Source organism: Nocardia cyriacigeorgica GUH-2, assembly GCF_000284035.1.
GTDB lineage: Bacteria > Actinomycetota > Actinomycetes > Mycobacteriales > Mycobacteriaceae > Nocardia > Nocardia cyriacigeorgica_B.
In genome coordinates this window covers 342,759-360,193 of the sequence record NC_016887.1, presented here as the reverse complement: position 1 = coordinate 360,193, position 17,435 = coordinate 342,759, and the positions used below count along the sequence as shown (strand labels likewise).

14 protein-coding genes and 1 tRNA gene are annotated in these 17,435 nt (G+C 69.0%); 8 read left to right on the top strand and 7 right to left on the bottom strand.

All coding sequences use genetic code 11. The annotated features are described in order from the left end of the window. Window positions 1-77: 77 nt before the first annotated feature. Window positions 78-1,040, top strand: a complete 963-nt coding sequence (locus NOCYR_RS01610; RefSeq protein ID WP_014348610.1) for a metallophosphoesterase — start codon at window positions 78-80, stop codon at window positions 1,038-1,040. Between the two features lie 638 nt (window positions 1,041-1,678). Here the strand turns inward: NOCYR_RS01610 and NOCYR_RS01605 are convergent. Further along, entirely contained in the window at window positions 1,679-1,930 is a 252-nt protein-coding gene (locus NOCYR_RS01605; RefSeq protein ID WP_148280500.1) for a hypothetical protein, read from the bottom strand. Between the two features lie 25 nt (window positions 1,931-1,955). On the opposite strand from NOCYR_RS01605, the gene NOCYR_RS30690 reads away from it, so the two are divergent. After that, on the top strand, window positions 1,956-2,483 hold the full coding sequence (locus tag NOCYR_RS30690) for a hypothetical protein (protein WP_014348608.1): 528 nt from the start codon (window positions 1,956-1,958) through the stop codon (window positions 2,481-2,483). A gap of 60 nt (window positions 2,484-2,543) precedes the next feature. Next, window positions 2,544-2,617, top strand: a tRNA-Pro gene (locus NOCYR_RS01595). Window positions 2,618-2,690: 73 nt separating this feature from the next. Here NOCYR_RS01595 and NOCYR_RS01590 read toward each other — a convergent pair. Further along, the gene (locus NOCYR_RS01590; protein ID WP_014348607.1) at window positions 2,691-3,275 is read right to left on the bottom strand and encodes a TetR/AcrR family transcriptional regulator; all 585 of its coding nucleotides are present in this window, start codon (window positions 3,273-3,275) and stop codon (window positions 2,691-2,693) included. Window positions 3,276-3,287: 12 nt separating this feature from the next. Beyond that, window positions 3,288-4,511 carry a cytochrome P450 gene (locus NOCYR_RS01585; protein WP_048832593.1) on the bottom strand — a complete coding sequence of 408 codons (1,224 nt, stop codon included), beginning with the start codon at window positions 4,509-4,511 and terminating at the stop codon, window positions 3,288-3,290. 170 nt (window positions 4,512-4,681) lie between these two features. On the opposite strand from NOCYR_RS01585, the gene NOCYR_RS01580 reads away from it, so the two are divergent. The 3 genes from NOCYR_RS01580 (at window position 4,682) to atzF (ending at window position 10,754) form a co-directional block, all read left to right on the top strand. Beyond that, on the top strand, window positions 4,682-5,389 hold the full coding sequence (locus NOCYR_RS01580; protein ID WP_048832591.1) for a GntR family transcriptional regulator: 708 nt from the start codon (window positions 4,682-4,684) through the stop codon (window positions 5,387-5,389). An 85-nt stretch (window positions 5,390-5,474) separates the two neighbouring features. Further along, on the top strand, window positions 5,475-9,020 hold the full coding sequence (uca, locus tag NOCYR_RS01575; RefSeq protein ID WP_231856081.1) for an urea carboxylase: 3,546 nt from the start codon (window positions 5,475-5,477) through the stop codon (window positions 9,018-9,020). Continuing rightward, complete coding sequence (atzF, locus tag NOCYR_RS01570; RefSeq protein ID WP_014348603.1) at window positions 9,021-10,754, top strand: allophanate hydrolase; 1,734 nt, start codon at window positions 9,021-9,023, stop codon at window positions 10,752-10,754. A 79-nt stretch (window positions 10,755-10,833) separates the two neighbouring features. On the opposite strand, the gene NOCYR_RS01565 is transcribed toward atzF, so the two are convergent. Further along, window positions 10,834-11,412, bottom strand: coding sequence for a TetR/AcrR family transcriptional regulator (locus tag NOCYR_RS01565; protein ID WP_014348602.1), 579 nt, complete (start codon window positions 11,410-11,412; stop codon window positions 10,834-10,836). Window positions 11,413-11,512: 100 nt separating this feature from the next. On the opposite strand from NOCYR_RS01565, the gene NOCYR_RS01560 reads away from it, so the two are divergent. Next, window positions 11,513-12,769, top strand: coding sequence for an FAD-dependent monooxygenase (locus tag NOCYR_RS01560; protein WP_014348601.1), 1,257 nt, complete (start codon window positions 11,513-11,515; stop codon window positions 12,767-12,769). Between the two features lie 102 nt (window positions 12,770-12,871). Continuing rightward, the gene (locus NOCYR_RS01555; protein WP_014348600.1) at window positions 12,872-13,891 is read left to right on the top strand and encodes a tellurite resistance/C4-dicarboxylate transporter family protein; all 1,020 of its coding nucleotides are present in this window, start codon (window positions 12,872-12,874) and stop codon (window positions 13,889-13,891) included. Between the two features lie 396 nt (window positions 13,892-14,287). On the opposite strand, the gene NOCYR_RS01550 is transcribed toward NOCYR_RS01555, so the two are convergent. The 3 genes from NOCYR_RS01550 to NOCYR_RS01540 form a co-directional block, all read right to left on the bottom strand. Next, entirely contained in the window at window positions 14,288-14,782 is a 495-nt protein-coding gene (locus NOCYR_RS01550) for a hypothetical protein (RefSeq protein ID WP_014348599.1), read from the bottom strand. A gap of 356 nt (window positions 14,783-15,138) precedes the next feature. Beyond that, the gene (locus NOCYR_RS01545; RefSeq protein ID WP_014348598.1) at window positions 15,139-16,608 is read right to left on the bottom strand and encodes a catalase; all 1,470 of its coding nucleotides are present in this window, start codon (window positions 16,606-16,608) and stop codon (window positions 15,139-15,141) included. Window positions 16,609-16,659: 51 nt separating this feature from the next. Then, window positions 16,660-17,100, bottom strand: a complete 441-nt coding sequence (locus NOCYR_RS01540; protein ID WP_014348597.1) for a Fur family transcriptional regulator — start codon at window positions 17,098-17,100, stop codon at window positions 16,660-16,662. Window positions 17,101-17,435: the final 335 nt, after the last annotated feature.

Genomic DNA, 17,435 nt, shown 5'->3' with positions numbered 1-17,435 from the left:
ACCACATTTACCCGGCCGGTCCGATCTGTGCCTGAACACACGCCGCGTTCGCGACCACCGTCACCTATGCTGGGCAAATGCCCGTGATCTCGACCTCCGCTGTCCGTCGAACCGCGCTCGGCGCCGCCGGAGCCGCGGTGGCCGGAGTCGGCTACGCCTCGCTCATCGAACGCAATGCGTTCGTGCTGCGTGAGGCGACGATGCCGGTGCTGCGGCCGGGCTCGGCGACGCTTCGGGTGCTGCACATCAGCGATCTGCACATGATGCCCGGCCAGAAACTCAAGCAGCAGTGGCTGCGCGAGCTCGACCGGCTTGAACCGGACCTGGTGGTCAACACCGGCGACAACCTCTCACATCAGAAGTCGGTGCCCGCCGTGGTGCAGGCGCTGGGCGGATTGCTTTCGCGCCCAGGACTTTTCATCTTCGGCAGCAACGACTACTTCGCGCCGGTGCCGAAGAACCCGCTCAAGTACTTCAAGACCGATCACCGTCGCGTCCACGGTGCGCCGCTGCCGTGGAAGGATCTGCGCGCGGCCTTCACCGAACGCGGCTGGCTGGATCTGACCCATGTGCGCCGCGACCTCGAGGTGGCGGGCATCCGCATCGCCAGCGCGGGCGTCGACGATCCGCACCTGCACCGCGACCGCTACGACACCATCGCCGGCGCGCCCAACCCGCTGGCCGACCTGCGCATCGGGCTCACCCATTCGCCCGAACCGCGGGTGCTCGACCGGTTCGCCGAAGACGGCTACGACCTGGTGATGGCCGGGCACACGCACGGCGGTCAGCTGTGCCTGCCCGGTTACGGCGCGCTGGTCACCAACTGCGATATCGACCGCTCGCGGGTCAAGGGCCCGTCGAAGTGGGGTGAGCACACCCGACTGCACGTCTCGGCCGGCCTGGGCACCTCACCGTGGGCGCCCTACCGCTTCTGCTGCCGTCCGGAGGCCACCCTGCTCACGCTGGTCGCCGCCCCGCCGAAGCGCCCCAACTCCGATACCGCGCAGGGCGTTTCGACCTCGGAGACCGTCGCCCGCTAGGGTCGCTTGCCGAGACTTCTGTCAGGCAAGAGGACGACCGTGAACACATTCGACCCCAGCAACGGGGCGTATCCGGCCGCCCCGCAGTGGGGGCCCGACACTGGACCGAGAGGCGCTGTACCGGGAGCACAGGGGCCCGCATCCGCGCCGACGCAGGTCGGCCAGTGGGCACCGGCGCCCGGACAGCCGGCCTATGGGCTGCCGAGCGCACCGCAGCCCGGGATGCCCATCGCGCCCGAAGCAGCCCCGACCCAGATCGGACAGGCTGCACCGAGCCCCACTCCAGCTGCGGCGCAACCGGGCGTTCCCGTCGCTCCCGAAGCAGCGCCGACGCAGGGCGGTCACTGGGCGCAGCTCGGTGCGCCGACACCGAGCTACACCATGTCGGGAGCCCCGCAGCCGGGGCCGACTGTTGCGCCCGAGGCGGCTCCCACGCAGGGCGGACAGTGGCCGGGTAGCTCGGCGGGCTGGACCGCTCCCGCTGATGCTGGGCAGGGTTGGACGAGCCCGGACGCAGCGTTCGCACCCCAGGAGCCACTCGATGCGAGGGCGGCCGGGAACCTGACGGCAGGCGCACAGTACGCCGGGATGGCGCCGGCTCAGCCGCATCCCGGTGCATCGAACTTCGGGCCGGGCGCTCAACCGTTCGGGTCGCCGCCGGGCAACAGCTCCCCCGGCGGCGGGCCCGGGAAGCTCCTCGCCTTCGGTGCGGCGGCGATGGCGGTGGTTGCCGTGGGTGTCGGGGTGGTTGCGGTGACCGTCAGTGGATCCGATGAAGCCTCGGCCTCCGACGGGTCCACGCCGTCCATGGTCAGCGCGCTGACGACCGGCGAATCACCCTCCAAGGCACCGCGGTCCACGTCTGCTCGCCCGCGGTCGAGCGAACCCACGCGCGCCGCCGAAATCGGGCCGATCGTGCCCGGGTACCAGCCGGTCGCCGTCCCCAATCGCAGTGCGGCCTACGACGTACCTGCCGGGTGGCGGGTGGCGCCGGAGGGCAACGTCGGCGGGTTCGGCCAGCCGCCGGAGGCCGTTGTCGGCACCGGCCTGGCCACCGACGGGGTGGACTACTGCCCGGGCTCGACGCGCACCGTCGCCTTCCTCACCGGCTCCGACACCACCGACCCGGCGAAGGCCGCCACCGACACCGGCACCAAGGCCGCCACCATCGCCTACACCGGCAGCCGCGACGTGAAGCCGGGCGCCGCGCAGCCGCTCACCTCCGCGGACGGATCCCAGCAGGGCATGCTCGTCGAAACGACGGGCCGGCTCGACTCCGCCAAACCCGGCTGCGCCGCCCAGTTCTCCGTCTACACCTACGCCGTCCCCGCCCGCACCGGAACCATCGTGCTGGTGCTGGCCGCCGACACCGGCGTCCCCGACGCCGTCGACCCCGCCACCGCCAAGCGCATCCTGAGCAGCATCCGCCCCCTGAAAAGGTGACTGACCTGCCGGTTTAACGTCCGGCCCCGACCTGTTGTAAGCTACCTCAGGTCCGCTTCACGGGGTGTGGCGCAGCTTGGTAGCGCGCTTCGTTCGGGACGAAGAGGTCGTGGGTTCAAATCCCGCCACCCCGACTCGTGTGGTTGAGACACGATGGGAACCCTGATCAGCTCGGCTGGTCAGGGTTTCCTTCTTTTCCGGGCCGGTTCAGGTGATCTCGATGTGGTTGTCGAGCAGGAACGGCAGCAGGAAGTTGCGCAGGAGCGCGCGTTCGGCGTCTTCGCCGGGGCCGGGCAGGGTCAGCAGCGACACCATTGTGCGTACGGTCCACTGGCCGAGTCGCCCGGCCGCGTCCGGGTCGAGATCGGGGCGGAAGTTGTGTACGAACGCGGCGGTGAGGGTGTCGATGACGCCCGGCGACTGCGACAACTGCGCGACGATGCCCGCGTTCTCCGGCTCGAACCAGACCGCCAGATGCGGCGTTTTACGGACCTCGGCCAGCAGCGCGGTGAGCACATCGAGCAGCTGTCCCTCGAGATCGGGACCGTCGAAGCGGTGGGCCCGCCACACCCGCTCCACCAGCAGTCGCGCCTCCCGGCCCGCGAACGCGACATACAGCGACTGCCGGTTGTCGAAATAGCGGTACAGCGTCGCCCGCGAACAACCGGCGGCCTCGGCGACCTCGGCCATCCCGACGCCGGTCACACCCTTGTCCATCGACAGGGCACGTACCGCGTCCAGGATCCGCTCGGCCGCCAGTTCGGCCCGGCCACCCGCCAGCCAGTCACTCATCGGCTGATCTTCTCAGCCCGCGCACCGGAACGGCACGGTGGTGGGCCGGCGCACGTACGGGCCGGTCGCGTACGCCACCGCATCGATGTCCACGCGATAGTTCGGGAACCGTTCCAGCAGTTCCTCCAGCGCCACCCGCGCCTGCATGCGGGCGGCGGCCGCACCGAGACAGTGGTGCGGGCCGTGTCCGAAGGTCATGATGCGCTGCGGGTTCCGCTCGATATCGAGTTCGGCGGCGTCGGCGCCGAAGACCTGCTCGTCCCGATTCGCCGACCCGTACACCAGCAGCACCTTGCGTCCGGCGGGTATGGTGACGCCGGCCAGCTCCACCTCACGAGTGGTGGTGCGGGCCAGGCCTTGTACGGGCGAGGTCAGCCGCGCGAACTCTTCCACCGCGAGTTTGATCCGAGCGGGATCGGCGGCCAGTGCGGCGCGCTGCTCGGGATGCTGCTGCAACAACTGCACCGCGCCGCCGAGCAGGCCGGTGGTGGTGTCGTTGCCGCCGGCGACCATGGTCCAGGTGTAGGCCAGGATCTGCACCAGGCCGTCGACATCGCTGTCATCGGCGGCCATGCCTGCCTGGACCAGCAGCGAGACCGTGTCGTCGCCGGGATCGGTGCGCCGGCGTTTGATCAGCTCGGCGAAGTAGCCGAGCATCTCCATCGAGGCCTGCTGGGCGTCGGCGGTGCGTTCGGTGCTGGCGGCGACCACGGCGTCGGTCCAGCCATCGAATCGGTCCCGATCCTGCTCGGGCACCCCCAGGTAATAGGCCACCACCATGCTCGGCAGCGGTTTGAACAGGTCTTTGACGATATCGCCGCCGCCCTGCTCGGCCAGCCGGTCCAGCCGTTCGCGGACGAAGGCGCGCACCACCGGCTCGACGTCGGCGACCTGGCGCGGGGTGAATCCGCGCGCGACCAGCTTGCGGAACTCGGTGTGCTGCGGCGGATCCTGCATGACCATCGGCGGATTGGCGGTCAATCCGATCTGCTCGAGCTCGCCGTATTCGACGGTGAGCCCGTCGCGGGAGGAGAAGGTGTCGGTGTCGCGGGCGGCGGCGTAGACGTGCTCGTGCCGGGTCAGCACCCAGTAGTCGTGGTCGGGTTGCCCGGCGGGCACCACCCGGTGCACCGGATCATGTTCGCGCAGTGCGGCATACATCGCCCACGGCGCCCGCCAGGTGGGTCCGGAGCGCAGTTCGAACACCGGAGCCGCGCGATACTCTTCAGCCAACATGTTCCGACGGTAAGACAGAATCGCATATTTGTCTACAGTCGAGTGCGATGGCGATGACGTGCGGAAATCCGGGAACGCTCCGCCGGACAAACGCCGCGGTGAGCACACGCTTACCTACCGGTTACGCACGGTGATTCGACGGAAACGCGAGGTCCATAGCGTATACAGGTATGTCGACACGGGTGGCCACACCGGCCGATACCTCGGGAAAACCGCTGCGGGACGTGGTGTACGAAACCCTGCGCGCGGAGCTGATGAACGGCGACATCAAGTTCGGCGAACGCCTCACCGAACCGAAGGTCTCCGCACGCTTCGGCATCTCGCGCACACCGGTCCGTGAGGCACTCACCGTGCTCTGCTCGGACGGACTGCTGCAACGCGAGGAGTACGGGTTCTCGCCGGTCCGCCCGAGCATTCCGCTGGTGCGTGATCTCTACGAGCTGCGAATCACCCTGGAGCTGGGCGGTTTACAGCGCGCCATGCAGAACCCGGACGTGGTGCACGACAAGGCGCTGCTGACCGCCGAGCGTAAGGCCTGGCTGGAGCTACAGGCCGACCCGCCCGAACAGGAACCGGGTTTCGTGGTCCGTGACGAGGAATTCCACGTCACCCTGCTGACCGCGTCCGGCAATGCCGAGATGGTCCGGGCGCTGCGCTCGGTGAACTCCCGCATCCGGCATGTGCGGATGTACGACTTCATGGTCAACAACCGCATCGAGACCACCATCTCCGAGCACCTGGCCATTCTCGATGCCGTTCTCGCCGACGATCTTTCGCTGGCCTACCGGCTGCTGCACACCCATATCGGCGAATCCCTCGATGTCGTGCTCGACCGGGTCACCCGCGCGATCGCCGCCATGTCACTGGCCACCGATTAATCCCAACTGAACACAGGAGCCCGACGTGAGCCTGGATTTCGATACCGTCCTCGTCGCCAATCGGGGCGAGATCGCCTGCCGCATCATGCGCAGCGCCCGCACTCTCGGCCTCAAAACCGTCGCGGTCTATTCCGACGCCGACGCCGGCGCCGCACACGTCGAAATGGCGGACGCGGCAGCATATCTCGGTCCGAGTGCGGCAGCGGAATCCTATCTGCGCACCGATCGGGTGATCGAGGCGGCACTGGCCACCGGGGCCGGGGCGATCCATCCCGGCTACGGGTTCCTGTCCGAGAAGGCCGAATTCGCCGAGGAGGTGACCAAGGCCGGTATCGCCTTCGTCGGCCCCACCCCGGACCAGCTGCGGATCTTCGGCGACAAACACACCGCCAGGGAGGCAGCCCGCGCCGTCGGGGTGCCGCTGGTGCCCGGCTCGGGACTGCTGGAATCGGCCGATCACGCGGTCGCCGAGGCCGAGCGGATCGGATTCCCGGTCATGCTCAAGGCCGTGGGCGGGGGCGGCGGTATCGGCATGCAGGCCTGCCACGACGCCGACCAAGTACGAGCCGCTTTCCAGCGGGTGCAGCGGCTGGCCGCCACCAACTTCGCCACCTCCGGTGTGTTCCTGGAACGGTTCGTGGCGCGGGCCCGGCACGTCGAGGTGCAGGTGTTCGGCGACGGCCTCGGCCGGGTGGTCAGCCTCGGTACCCGGGACTGTTCGCTGCAGCGGCGCAATCAGAAGGTGATCGAGGAGGCGCCGGCGCCCGGACTCACGACCGAGTTGTCGCAGCAGTTGCTGTCGGTCTCGCGCGAGCTGGCCCGATCGGTCGGCTACCGCTCGGCGGGCACCGTCGAATTCGTCTACGACGCCGACCGCGACGCGGCGTCGTTCCTGGAGATGAATACCCGGCTCCAGGTGGAACATCCGGTGACCGAGGCGGTGACCGGCGTGGATCTCGTCGAGTGGATGTTGCGGCTGGCGGGCGGCGATTCCGCGATGCTGGACGAACTGCCCGAGACGGGTCCACCGATCGAAGGCTGGGCGGTGGAAGCCCGCGTCTATGCCGAAGATCCTGGCCAGGACTACCGGCCCAGCGCGGGTTTGATCACCGAGACGACCTTCCCTGACCAGGCTCGCGTGGATACCTGGGTCGGCACCGGGACCGAGGTCAGCCCCTACTACGACCCGCTGCTGGCCAAGGTCATCACCCAAGGCGCCGATCGCGACGAGGCGTTCACCGCCCTGACCGATGCGCTCACCCAGACCCACGTCCACGGCGTGCAGACCAACCTGCCGCAACTTCTCGCCGCCGCGAGCGACCCCACGGTCCGCCGCGCCGCCCACATCACCGCCACCCTCGCCGATATCCGGCCCACCGCCGCGCGGATCGACGTGGAACGCCCGGGCACCATGACCACCATCCAGGACCATCCCGGCCGAATCGGCCTGTGGGAGGTCGGTATTCCGCCGTCCGGCCCGATGGACGATCTGTCGTTCACCCTCGCCAATACCGCCGTGGGCAATCCGGCCGGCGCGCCCGCGCTGGAGTGCACGCTGCACGGTCCGCGGCTGCGGTTCTCCGATACCGCCGTGGTGTGTGTGAGCGGCGCCGGCGCACCGGTCGAGGTGGACGGCGAACCGGTGCCGATGTGGGAGCCGATCACGGTCGCCGCGGGCAGCGTGCTGGATGTGGGCGCCCCTGCCGACACCGGCCTGCGCACCTATATCGCGGTGCGCGGCGGCATCGACGCACCGTCGTATCACAGCAGCGCGTCGACCTTCACCCTCGGCGGCTTCGGCGGCGTGACCGGTAAAGCGCTGGTCACCGGCGATGTACTGCACCTGGCCGACGCCGCAACGGAAGAACCGCACCCGATCCCACCGGCCGAGCGCCCCGATTTCGGTCATGTCTGGGAGCTGGCCGTCGGCGAGGGCCCGCAAACCGCGCCCGCCTACTTCACCGACGCCGATATGGCGCAGTTCTACACCCACGAGTGGCGGGTCGGCAGCCACGCCAACCGCACCGGCATCCGGCTGGAAGGTCCCAAACCCACCTGGTCGCGCACCGACGGCGGTGAGGCGGGTCTGCATCCGTCGAACCTGCACGACAATCCGTACAGCGTCGGCGCGCTCAACGTCTCCGGTGATACGCCGATCCTGCTCGGTCCCGACGGCCCGAGCCTGGGCGGTTTCGCCTGCCCGCTGACGGTGGTGTCGGCGCACCGCTGGAAACTGGGCCAGCTGCGACCGGGCGACAGCGTGCGCTTCGTCCCGGTGGACGACGCCACCGCAGGCGAGCTGCGCGCCTCGAACGCCGCGCGGGCCCGCACGACGGTACCGAAACCGCTGGCCGGACTGAGCGATCGCGGCATCCTCGGCGGCGTCGACGGCACCGGCGACCGTCCACCGGTCCGCTATCTGCGCGGCGGCGACGACAATGTGCTGGTCGAGTACGGCGAGATGGTGCTCGATCTCGGTCTGCGGATGCGGGTGCACGCCCTGTCCACGGCCCTGGCCGGAGCCGGGCTGCCCGGCATCATCGACGTGACGCCCGGCGTGCGCTCACTGCATATCCACTTCGATCCCGACGTCCTGGCCCAGCATCGGCTGCTCGGCGTGCTGGCCGAGCTGGAGGCCGAACTGCCCGCCACCCAGGACCTGGTGGTGCCCAGCCGCACCATCCGGTTGCCGCTGTCGTTCGACGATCCGTCGATCACGGAGGCCATCGACCGCTATCGCAGCGGTGTGCGCGACAGCGCGCCCTGGCTGCCGTCCAATACCGAATTCATCCGCCGCATCAACGGCCTCGACAGCGTCGACGACGTGCGCGCCACCGTCTTCGCCGCCGAATACCTGGTGCTCGGCCTCGGCGATGTGTATCTCGGTGCGCCGCTGGCGGTTCCGCTCGACCCGCGGCACCGGCTGGTCACCACCAAGTACAACCCGGCGCGCACGTGGACGCCGTCGGACGCGGTCGGCATCGGCGGCAAGTACCTGTGCGTTTACGGCATGGCCTCCCCTGGCGGCTACCAGCTCATCGGGCGGACGGTGCCGATCTGGTCGAGCTACCGTCAGCGCGCCCCGTTCGAATCCGGGACGCCATGGCTGTTCCGGTTCTTCGACCGCATCGTCTGGGAGCCGGTCAGCGCCGACCAGCTCCTCGACTACCGCGCCGCCGCGACCGCCGGACGATTCGACGCCGAGGTCAGCGAGGGCAGCTTCGCCCTGGCCGACCACCTGCGGCTGCTGCGCGAGGAGGCCGATTCGATCGCCGAATTCGAGACCAAGCAGGCGGCCGCGTTCGAGGCAGAGAAGCAGGCCTGGCAGGCCGCCGGCGAATTCGATCGCGGTACGGGAGCCGAGATCGTCAGCGAGACCGTCGACGATCCGCTCGCGGGCATGCCGGACAATGCCACCGTGGTGACGGCGCCGATGATCGGCAATGTCTGGCGGGTGGAAGTCGAGGCAGGACAACGGCTTTCCGCCGGTGCGACGGTCGCCGTCCTGGAAGCGATGAAACTCGAACTGCCAGTACAGTGCCCGGACGCGGGCACGGTGCTGAAGGTCCTGGCCACCCCGGGTGCCAAAGTGGAACCCGGAACCCCTCTCGCAGTGATCGGAGTCGACTAGATGAGCGCCGGCCCACTCGGCAACGCCCTCCCCGGTTCGCCCACCGCGCGCGTCGCCGCCGCCTACCGCCGGATCGCGGAGGTGGACCGGCCGGAGGTGTGGATCACCCTGCGTCCGGAGAGCGAGGTCGCCGCCGACGCCACCGCGATCGAGCAGCGACTCTCCGCAGGTGAGATGCTGCCGCTGGCGGGGTTGCTGGTCGCGGTCAAGGACAACGTCGACGTCGCGGGGCTGCCGACCACGGCGGCCTGCCCGGCCTTCGCCTACACCCCGGAGGTCACCGCGGCCGCGGTGGAGCGGCTGATCGCGGCGGGCGCGATCGTGCTCGGCAAGACGAACCTCGATCAGTTCGCCACCGGCCTGGTCGGCACCCGCAGCCCGTACGGGCCGGTGCGTAATGCTTTCGATCCCGCGTTGGTCTCGGGCGGGTCCAGCTCGGGTTCGGCGGTGGCAGTGGCGTTGGGCATCGCCGATATCGGAATCGGCACCGACACCGCCGGTTCCGGCCGGGTGCCCGCGGCTTTGCAGGGCATCGTCGGGATCAAGGCCACCCTGGGTGTGGTGCCTGTGCACGGTGTGGTGCCGGCCTGCGCGGACTTCGACGCCGTCACGGTGTTCGCCGCCGACCTCGAACGGGCGGTGGCGGCGGCCGCGATCATGGCCGGTCCGGATTCCCGCGACCCGCGCAGCCGGAAACGGCCCGCCGATGTGCTGCTCGCCGCGCCGCAGCGGCCGACGGTCGCGGTCCCGCGTGCCGAGGACCTGACCGCGCTGAGCGCGCCGTATCGCGAAGCGTTCACCAGAACCATTGCCGGACTGGCAGATTCCGGCGTGACCATCACCGAGATCGACATCTCGGCCCTGCTCGAGGCTGCCCTGCTGCTCTACGACGGCGCAATCGTCGCCGAGCGCTACGCCTCGGTCGGCGCCTTCCTCGCCACCGCGCCGCCGGAGACGCTCGATCCCACCGTCGCGAGCATCATCGGGGCCGCCGAGCACACCACCGGACCCGGTTTCGCCGCCGATCTCGACGCCCTCGTCACCGCCCGCGCGGCCGCGGCCCGGCTGCTCGACGGCTACGACGGACTGCTGCTCCCGACCACCACCGAACATCCGAGCATTGCCGCCGTGCAGGCCGATCCGGTCACCATCAACCGCCGGATGGGCACCTTCACCAACTTCTGCAACCTGCTCGATATGGCGGCGGTCGCCGTTCCCGGACAGCCCACCGCGGACGGTCAGCCCTTCGGTGTCATGGTCGTTGTGCCCGCCTTCGCCGATCAAGTCGCCATCGACCTCGCGGCCCGGCTGGTCGGCACCGACTCCACCCCGGCCCTGTTCGGCCATGACGCCGAACTCGCCGTCTTCGGCGCGCACCTGCGCGGACAGCCACTGCACTGGCAGTTGGAACAGATTGGCGCCCGCTTCGCCGGCGAAATCCGCACCACCGACGCCTACCGCCTCACCGCCCTGGACACCATCCCACCCAAACCCGGCCTGGTGCGACACGGCCCCGGCCAGGGCGCGCCCATCGTCGGCGAACTGTTCGGCTTGTCGGCCGCCGGCCTCGGCTCCTTCCTCGCCGCCCTCCCGGCCCCGATGGCGCTGGCCAATATCGAACTCGAAGACGGCCGCACCGTCGTCGGCTTCGCCTGCACCTACGACGCGGCGGTCGCGGCCACCGACATCACCGAGTTCGGTGGGTGGAAGAAGTACCTCGAGCAGCTGAACTGAGTTGATCCGCGCGCCGCTGATCACGTCGCGGCGCGCGGATCGCCGGCCGACTCCTGACCAGCACTCCGATAACCGCTGGTCAATTCCGCGGCGCGAGCGCGGCTATCGCCACCGCCAGCTCATCCCCGCTGGGCAACTCCCCCTCGGGCTCGGTAATCCATTGCAGCGCCAGCCCGTTCAGCAATGCGAAGTACAACCGCGCGACCGCCCGCGCCTGCTCCTCGCTCAGCTCCGGGTGCGACTGCGCCACCAGTTCTGCCATTTCCGCGACGGCCTCGGCGAGCAGCCCGGACATATGTGCCGCCTCGCTCGGCGTGCGGTGGATCCGGATGATGTTCTCCACACTCGCCACCAGCATCTGCCGGTTGCGCGCGAAGACCTCGGCGATGTCGTTCCAGACCAGTGGAAAGGCCTGCGCCGGTGACCGGCCGTCCTTGCTCGCTGCCTTGATCCGCTCGTCGAGCGCGTCGCCGATCTCGCGGCCGGATTCCGCGGTGAGCGCCTCGGTCAGCAGCCGCTCCTTCGACCCGAAGTGGTAGCCGATCGCGGCCAGGCTCACCCCCGCCGCATTGGCGATATCGCGCGCCGTGGTCGCGGCGAATCCGCGCTCGTACACGCAGGCCCGGGCGGCGGCGAGCAGGTCCTCCTTGTTTCCCATGTCCCCACTGTACGCACGTCTTGAACATTTGTACTAGACAGATGTGCAAGGCTCTGTTAGACATTTGTCTAAGACGTTCGAGCAAACGAAGGACGAAACGATGAGCACCCAGCCCGCCACCCCCACCTCGCAGCCGACCACCCGCCCCCGCGTTCTCGTCTCCGGCGGCGGCATCGGCGGCAATGCCGTTGCGCTGCAACTACTCCGGTACGGCATCCCGGTCACGGTGGTGGAGCGCGCCGCCGCTCCCCGCCCCGGCGGCCAGGCCGTCGACCTGCGCGGTCCCAGCCGCGAAGTAGCGGAGCGGATGAGCCTGATGCCCGGTATCAACGCCCGCCGGCTCGACGAGCGCGGCATGGTGCACGTCGACGCCGACGGCAAGCAACTGCTGCGCATGCCCGCCGAGATGTTCGACGGCAAGGGCGGCGTGGCCGAGATCGAGATCAGCCGCGGCGACCTGAACCAGGTGTTGCTCGACGCCATCGAGGCGGCCGGCGGCGTCGACTACCGCTACGGCGAATGGATCGAGGCGCTCACCCAGGACGACGACGGCGTGGTGGTCACCTTCGCCTCGGGCGGCACCGAACGCTTCGACCTGGTCATCGGCGCCGACGGCCTGCACTCGGCGACCCGACGGCTGGTGTTCGGCCCGGAAGAGCAGTTCAGCACCTACCTCGGCGGCTACATGTCCTTCTTCACCATGCCGACCCCCGCCGGCATCGAACCGCACTGGTTCACCATGCATTCGCTACCCGGCGCCACCGGGCTCGGCATGCGGCCCGACGCCGATCCGGCGACGTCCAAGGCCCTGGTCGTCATCCGTGCCGAGGCCGATCCGGCGTTGCGCCGCAACGTCGCGGCCCAGCAGCAGCTGATCCGCGAGCGGCTCGCCGGCGGCGGCTGGACCGCACCCGCCATCACCGCTGCCATGCCCGAGGCCGACGATTTCTACTTCGACGAGCTGGCCCGCATCGATATGCCGAGCTGGATTCAGGGCCGGGTCGCGCTGCTCGGCGATGCCGGCTACTGCGGGTCCCCGCTCACCGGTCAGGGCACCGCGATGGCGCTGGTCGGCGCGTATGTGCTGGCCGGTGAAATCGCCACGCACCGCGACGATCCGCGGGCCGCCCTGGAGAACTACCAGCGGGTGTTGCGTCCGTTCGTCGCGCTCGCCCAGGAATTGCAGCCCGGCGGCCTGCGCGCGATGACGCCGAAGACCCGGTTCGGGATCCGGGCCGGACTGCTGGTCAGCAAGCTGATGACGGCGCGCATCATGAAGCCGCTGATGATGAAGATGCTGTCCAAGACCGAAACCTATGACCTGCCCGAATATCCGGCCACCGCTGCCACGCGCTGATCTCCCGTCGCCGGTCACCGAGGTGGCCGGCGTCGGCATGTCGTGGGTCGCGGTTGCGGTCGAAGCGGTTGCCGCCGTGCCACACTGACCCAGGTGACGGCCATGGTCGAAGTGCGCACGAGCCCCGTCGAGAATCTCAAGCCCGCCTGGTTCGCCTCGGTGATGGCGACCGGCATCGTCTCCCGGGCCGTCGGCTCGGCCGGCTTGGACACCCTGTCGTCGATCATGCTGTACCTGGCGCTGGCGGGATTCGCGGTGCTGATCGCGGCCACCCTGGTCCGCCTGGTGAAATACCGGGCCGCGGCGGTCGCCGACGCGATGAGCCCCGCCACCGGCTTCACCTATCTGACCTTCGTCGCCGCGGCCGCGGTCATGTCGACCGGGCTGTCTCGCCGAGAACACCTGGCCGCGGCCTTGATTCTGCTCGCGGTGGCCGTGCTGGCCTGGCTGCTGCTCGGCTACGGCATCCCCGCCCTGCTGATGGTGCACCATCGCGGTCCGGCCGGCCTGAGCGCCGATGGCACCTGGTTCATCTGGGTGGTCGCGACCCAATCGCTGGCGGTCGCGGCCACCGCGCTCCCGCAACCTTGGGCGGGGCGCTTCGCGGTACCGGCGCTACTGTGCTGGTCGGTGGGCACCATGCTGTATCTGCTGGTCGCGACGCTGGTGCTGGCCACATTGTTCACCGACAACCTCACCGCCGCGCGCTTGGTGCCCGCCTACTGGGTGTTCATGGGCGCCACCGCGATCAGCGTGCTGGCCGCGGCCCAGCTGCTGCACCTGGACGGCATACATTTGCTGACGTCGGTGCGGCCCGTGCTGATCGGGGTGGCGGTCCTGCTGTGGGCCTTCGGCAGCTGGCTGATCCCGCTGCTGCTGGTGGCGGGCGTGTGGCGACATTTCGTCCAGCACATCCGCCTGGCCTACGAACCGGGCCTGTGGAGCATCGTGTTCCCCGTCGGCATGTACGGCGTTGGCACCCGGGAATTGGGCTCGGCCATCGGCGAGCAGTGGATGGTTACCTTCGGCGGCGGCGAAGCCTGGGTCGCGCTCACCGTATGGATCGTGACCGCAGTCGCTCTGCTGCTCAGCTTCCGGAAGAGCCGTTCCTTCTCGCGTTGACCCGTATCGACCGGACCGATCACCCCGCGAGACCGGTCCGGCCGATACACAGTCATCCCCCTCGGTCCCTCCTGACCGCCCACCCCCGTGGCGGTCAGGAGGACACCGATTCCCCCACCGGTCCCGTACACCGAGTCCCCGCACTCGATGTCACCCCTCCCGGCGTTCCCCCGATCCCCCGATCGAGGCCCCACCCCGGTATCCGTCCCCGTCAGGTCCTCCCCGGCCTGCTCCGCTCGGATACCCTCGGGCCCTCCTCGGCCCGGCCTCGGGTGGCACCGGATCTCCCCGGTCCGGTGCCGGCAGCGTCCGCCCCTCCCCGGTGGCATCGGCTGCTCGTCCGGTGGATCGGGCCCTCCCCGGCCCGATCACCGTCCCCCGTTTCGGACCTCGCGACTACTGGCAGTAGTCGAAGGTGCCGAGCTCGGTGCGACCGTCCTTGATCAGGTAGCTGGTCGCGTGCAGGTCGGTCTTGGCGACCGGGTTCTCGCCGTCCGGCGCGAGCCACTCGACCTCCTGGATCACCAGGTAGGCGTTGGGATCGTTGCGCAGGACGTCCATCTTGGTGTCGTCCATGTCGGCGGCCTTGGTATCGGTGGCCTTGCCGGTCTCCCACTCGCCGGCCCCGGCGAGGGTGCCCTGGGCGGCGTCGATGATGACCGTGCGGTAGCGGATCTGCTGGTTCTCACCGGGCAGGTAGCCGGGCTGGGCGTAGACGACCGGCGAGTCGATCTCGATCCGGATCTTGTCGCCCTTGTGGGTGCAGGTGGCCTGGCCGGTGACGGCGGCGCCCGGAACGCCTTCGGTGACGGCCGCGGCGGTACCCGCGCCGAAGACGAGGGCGGTGGTCGTGGTGGCGAGAGCGAGGGCGGTGGTCAGCTTGCCGATCATCGTCATTACGTCCTGTTCGGGGTTTCGGTCTGTTCTTTCCGGTGTGTTCCGGTGTTGACACAAACAATGCCGCCCCCGGCTTGGCGCGCCCTTAAGAAGAACTTGCAGCCGTGTAATCCCTGCTCGAGCGGCCGCGATCGGCGAAACTGGAGCAGTTTGCGGCGCGGGTGCTCGTTTCGCGCCATGATGGAAGTACGGCAAGGAGATTGGGAGAGCGTCGATGGAAACCGTGGTCGTCTGGATGCTGGCCTGCGTGATCTACTGGTTCGGTCTGCTGTAAGACCCTGCGGTACCCGCTGGACAGAAAAATCCGCCCCTGACCGGAATGGTCAGGGGCGGAATGTTTTCCGGCGATATCAGCCGTTGCCGTTGAGGCCGGCGCGCACGCCTTCCTCGACGCGCTTGCCGAGCTCGCTGTCGACGTTCTTCCAGTACTCGAAGACCCGGCTCAGCACCGGCTCCTGCACACCGCCGAGCACATGGCCGACGATATTGCTCACCAGGCGGTCGCGCTGTTCGTCATTGAGCACCTCGCGCACCAGGATGCCGGGCTGGACGAAATCGCCGTCCTCGGCGTGCTGGATGTAGCCGGCGCGCACCGCCTTGCCGTCGAATTCCCAGGCGCCGCCGTCACCGGCCAGTTCCGGATCGGCGTGCGGGCCACCGTAGGAGTTCGGCGCGTAGACCGGCACCTCCGGCTCGTTGAAGTGGTACCGCATCGCGCCTTCCTTGGAGTAGGTGTTGACCTCCGCGGCGCGCGGCGCGTTGGGCGGCAGCTGCGCGTAGTTGGTGCCGATGCGGTAGCGGTGGGCGTCGGCGTAGGCGAAGACGCGGCCGAGCAGCATCTTGTCCGGGGAGAAGCCGATGCCGGGCACGATATTGGACGGCTCGAACGCGGCCTGCTCGATCTCGACGAAGAAGTTGCGCGGATTGCGGTTCAGCGTCCACTTGCCGACCTCGATCAGCGGGTAGTCCTTCTTGGACCAGACCTTGGTGAGGTCGAACGGGTTGAACCGGTAGCTCTCGGCCTCGGCAACCGGCATGATCTGCACGTAAACCGTCCAGCTGGGGAAATCCCCGCGCTCGATGGCGTCCCACAGATCCTTGCGATGCAGATCGGGATCGGTGCCGGCGAGGCGATCGGCCTCGGCCTGGGTCAGGAAGTCCTGGCCCTGGTCGGTGCGGAAGTGGTACTTCACCCACACCCGCTCGCCCTCGGCGTTGATCCACTGATAGGTGTGCGAGCCGTAGCCGTTCATGTGGCGGTAGCTCTTCGGGATGCCGCGATCGCCCATCAGCCAGGTGACCTGGTGCGCCGACTCCGGGCGCAGGGTCCAGAAGTCCCACTGCATGTTGTGGTCGCGCAGGCCCGAGCCCGGCAGCCGCTTCTGCGAGCGGATGAAGTCGGGGAACTTGATCGAGTCCTTGATGAAGAAGACCGGGGTGTTGTTGCCGACCAGGTCGTAATTGCCGTCCTCGGTGTAGAACTTGATCGCGAAACCGCGCGGATCACGCCAGGTATCCGGGCTGCCCTGCTCACCAGCGACGGTGGAGAAGCGCACCAGCGATTCGGTGCGCGCGCCGGGCTGGAACAGCTTGGCCTTGGTGTACTTCGCGATCTCCGGGTTGGTCACCACCAGTTCGCCGTACGCGCCCGAGCCCTTGGCGTGCACGATGCGCTCCGGCACCCGCTCCCGATTGAACTGCGCGAGCTTCTCGATCAGGTAGTGGTCGTGCAGCAGGACGGGGCCTTGGGTTCCCGCGGTCAGCGATTCGTTGTCGCTTTCGACGGGAATGCCGGTGTTGGTGGTTGTCGGCTTGGTCATAGAAGCCTCCTCGGCTGGTCAACGGACCCGGGGTGGGCTGACCCGGGACTGTCAGGGTGTCGGCCGTCGATCCGGACGGCAGTTCGGGCACAGGCCCCAGAACACGACCTCCGCCTCATCGATGGCGAAACCGTGCTCGTCATCGGGTTGCAGGCAGGGGGCGCTGCCCACGACACAGTCCACGTCCACGACCGTGCCGCAGTTCCTGCACACCAGGTGGTGATGGTTGTCGCCGGTTCTGGCCTCGTAGAGCGCCGCCGACCCGGCCGGCTCGATGCGCCGCAGGATGCCCGCGCGGACGCAGGCGTGCAGCACGTCGTAGACGGCCTGGGTGGAGACCGAGCCCAGCTGTTGCCGGACGGTGACAGCGACGGTGTCGGCGTCGGAATGCGGGCGAGCCGCGACCGCGTCGAGCACCGCTACCCGCGGGGCGGTGACCCGCAGACCGGCCGCGCGCAACTGCTCGCGGGGATCGGTGCTGTCGGTGTGCATACTTCGAGTCTCCACCTTTTCTGGAATTAGTCAAGAAAATAACTGGCGGGTTGCCGAACTGCGGTGTGCGGCCAAGTGTAGTGCCGCAGGTCACAACTTCGGCCCGGAATAGTCCGCCCGCGCGACGGGTTGAACCCCGCTGTCGGCATCCGAGCAGCCCCGGGCCTCACCCCATCTGTCGCTACGAGCGACCACTCGCCGAGAGGCGCTTGCCGGGTGTCGACGCGAGAGTCGTGACGTCGGGCGTGGCGTCGGCCGACTCGGCGCCGCCAGGTTCCCCCCGACCTGGCGGCGTTTCGCATATACCGGCCGGGACCGGCGCCGGGCGCTAACCT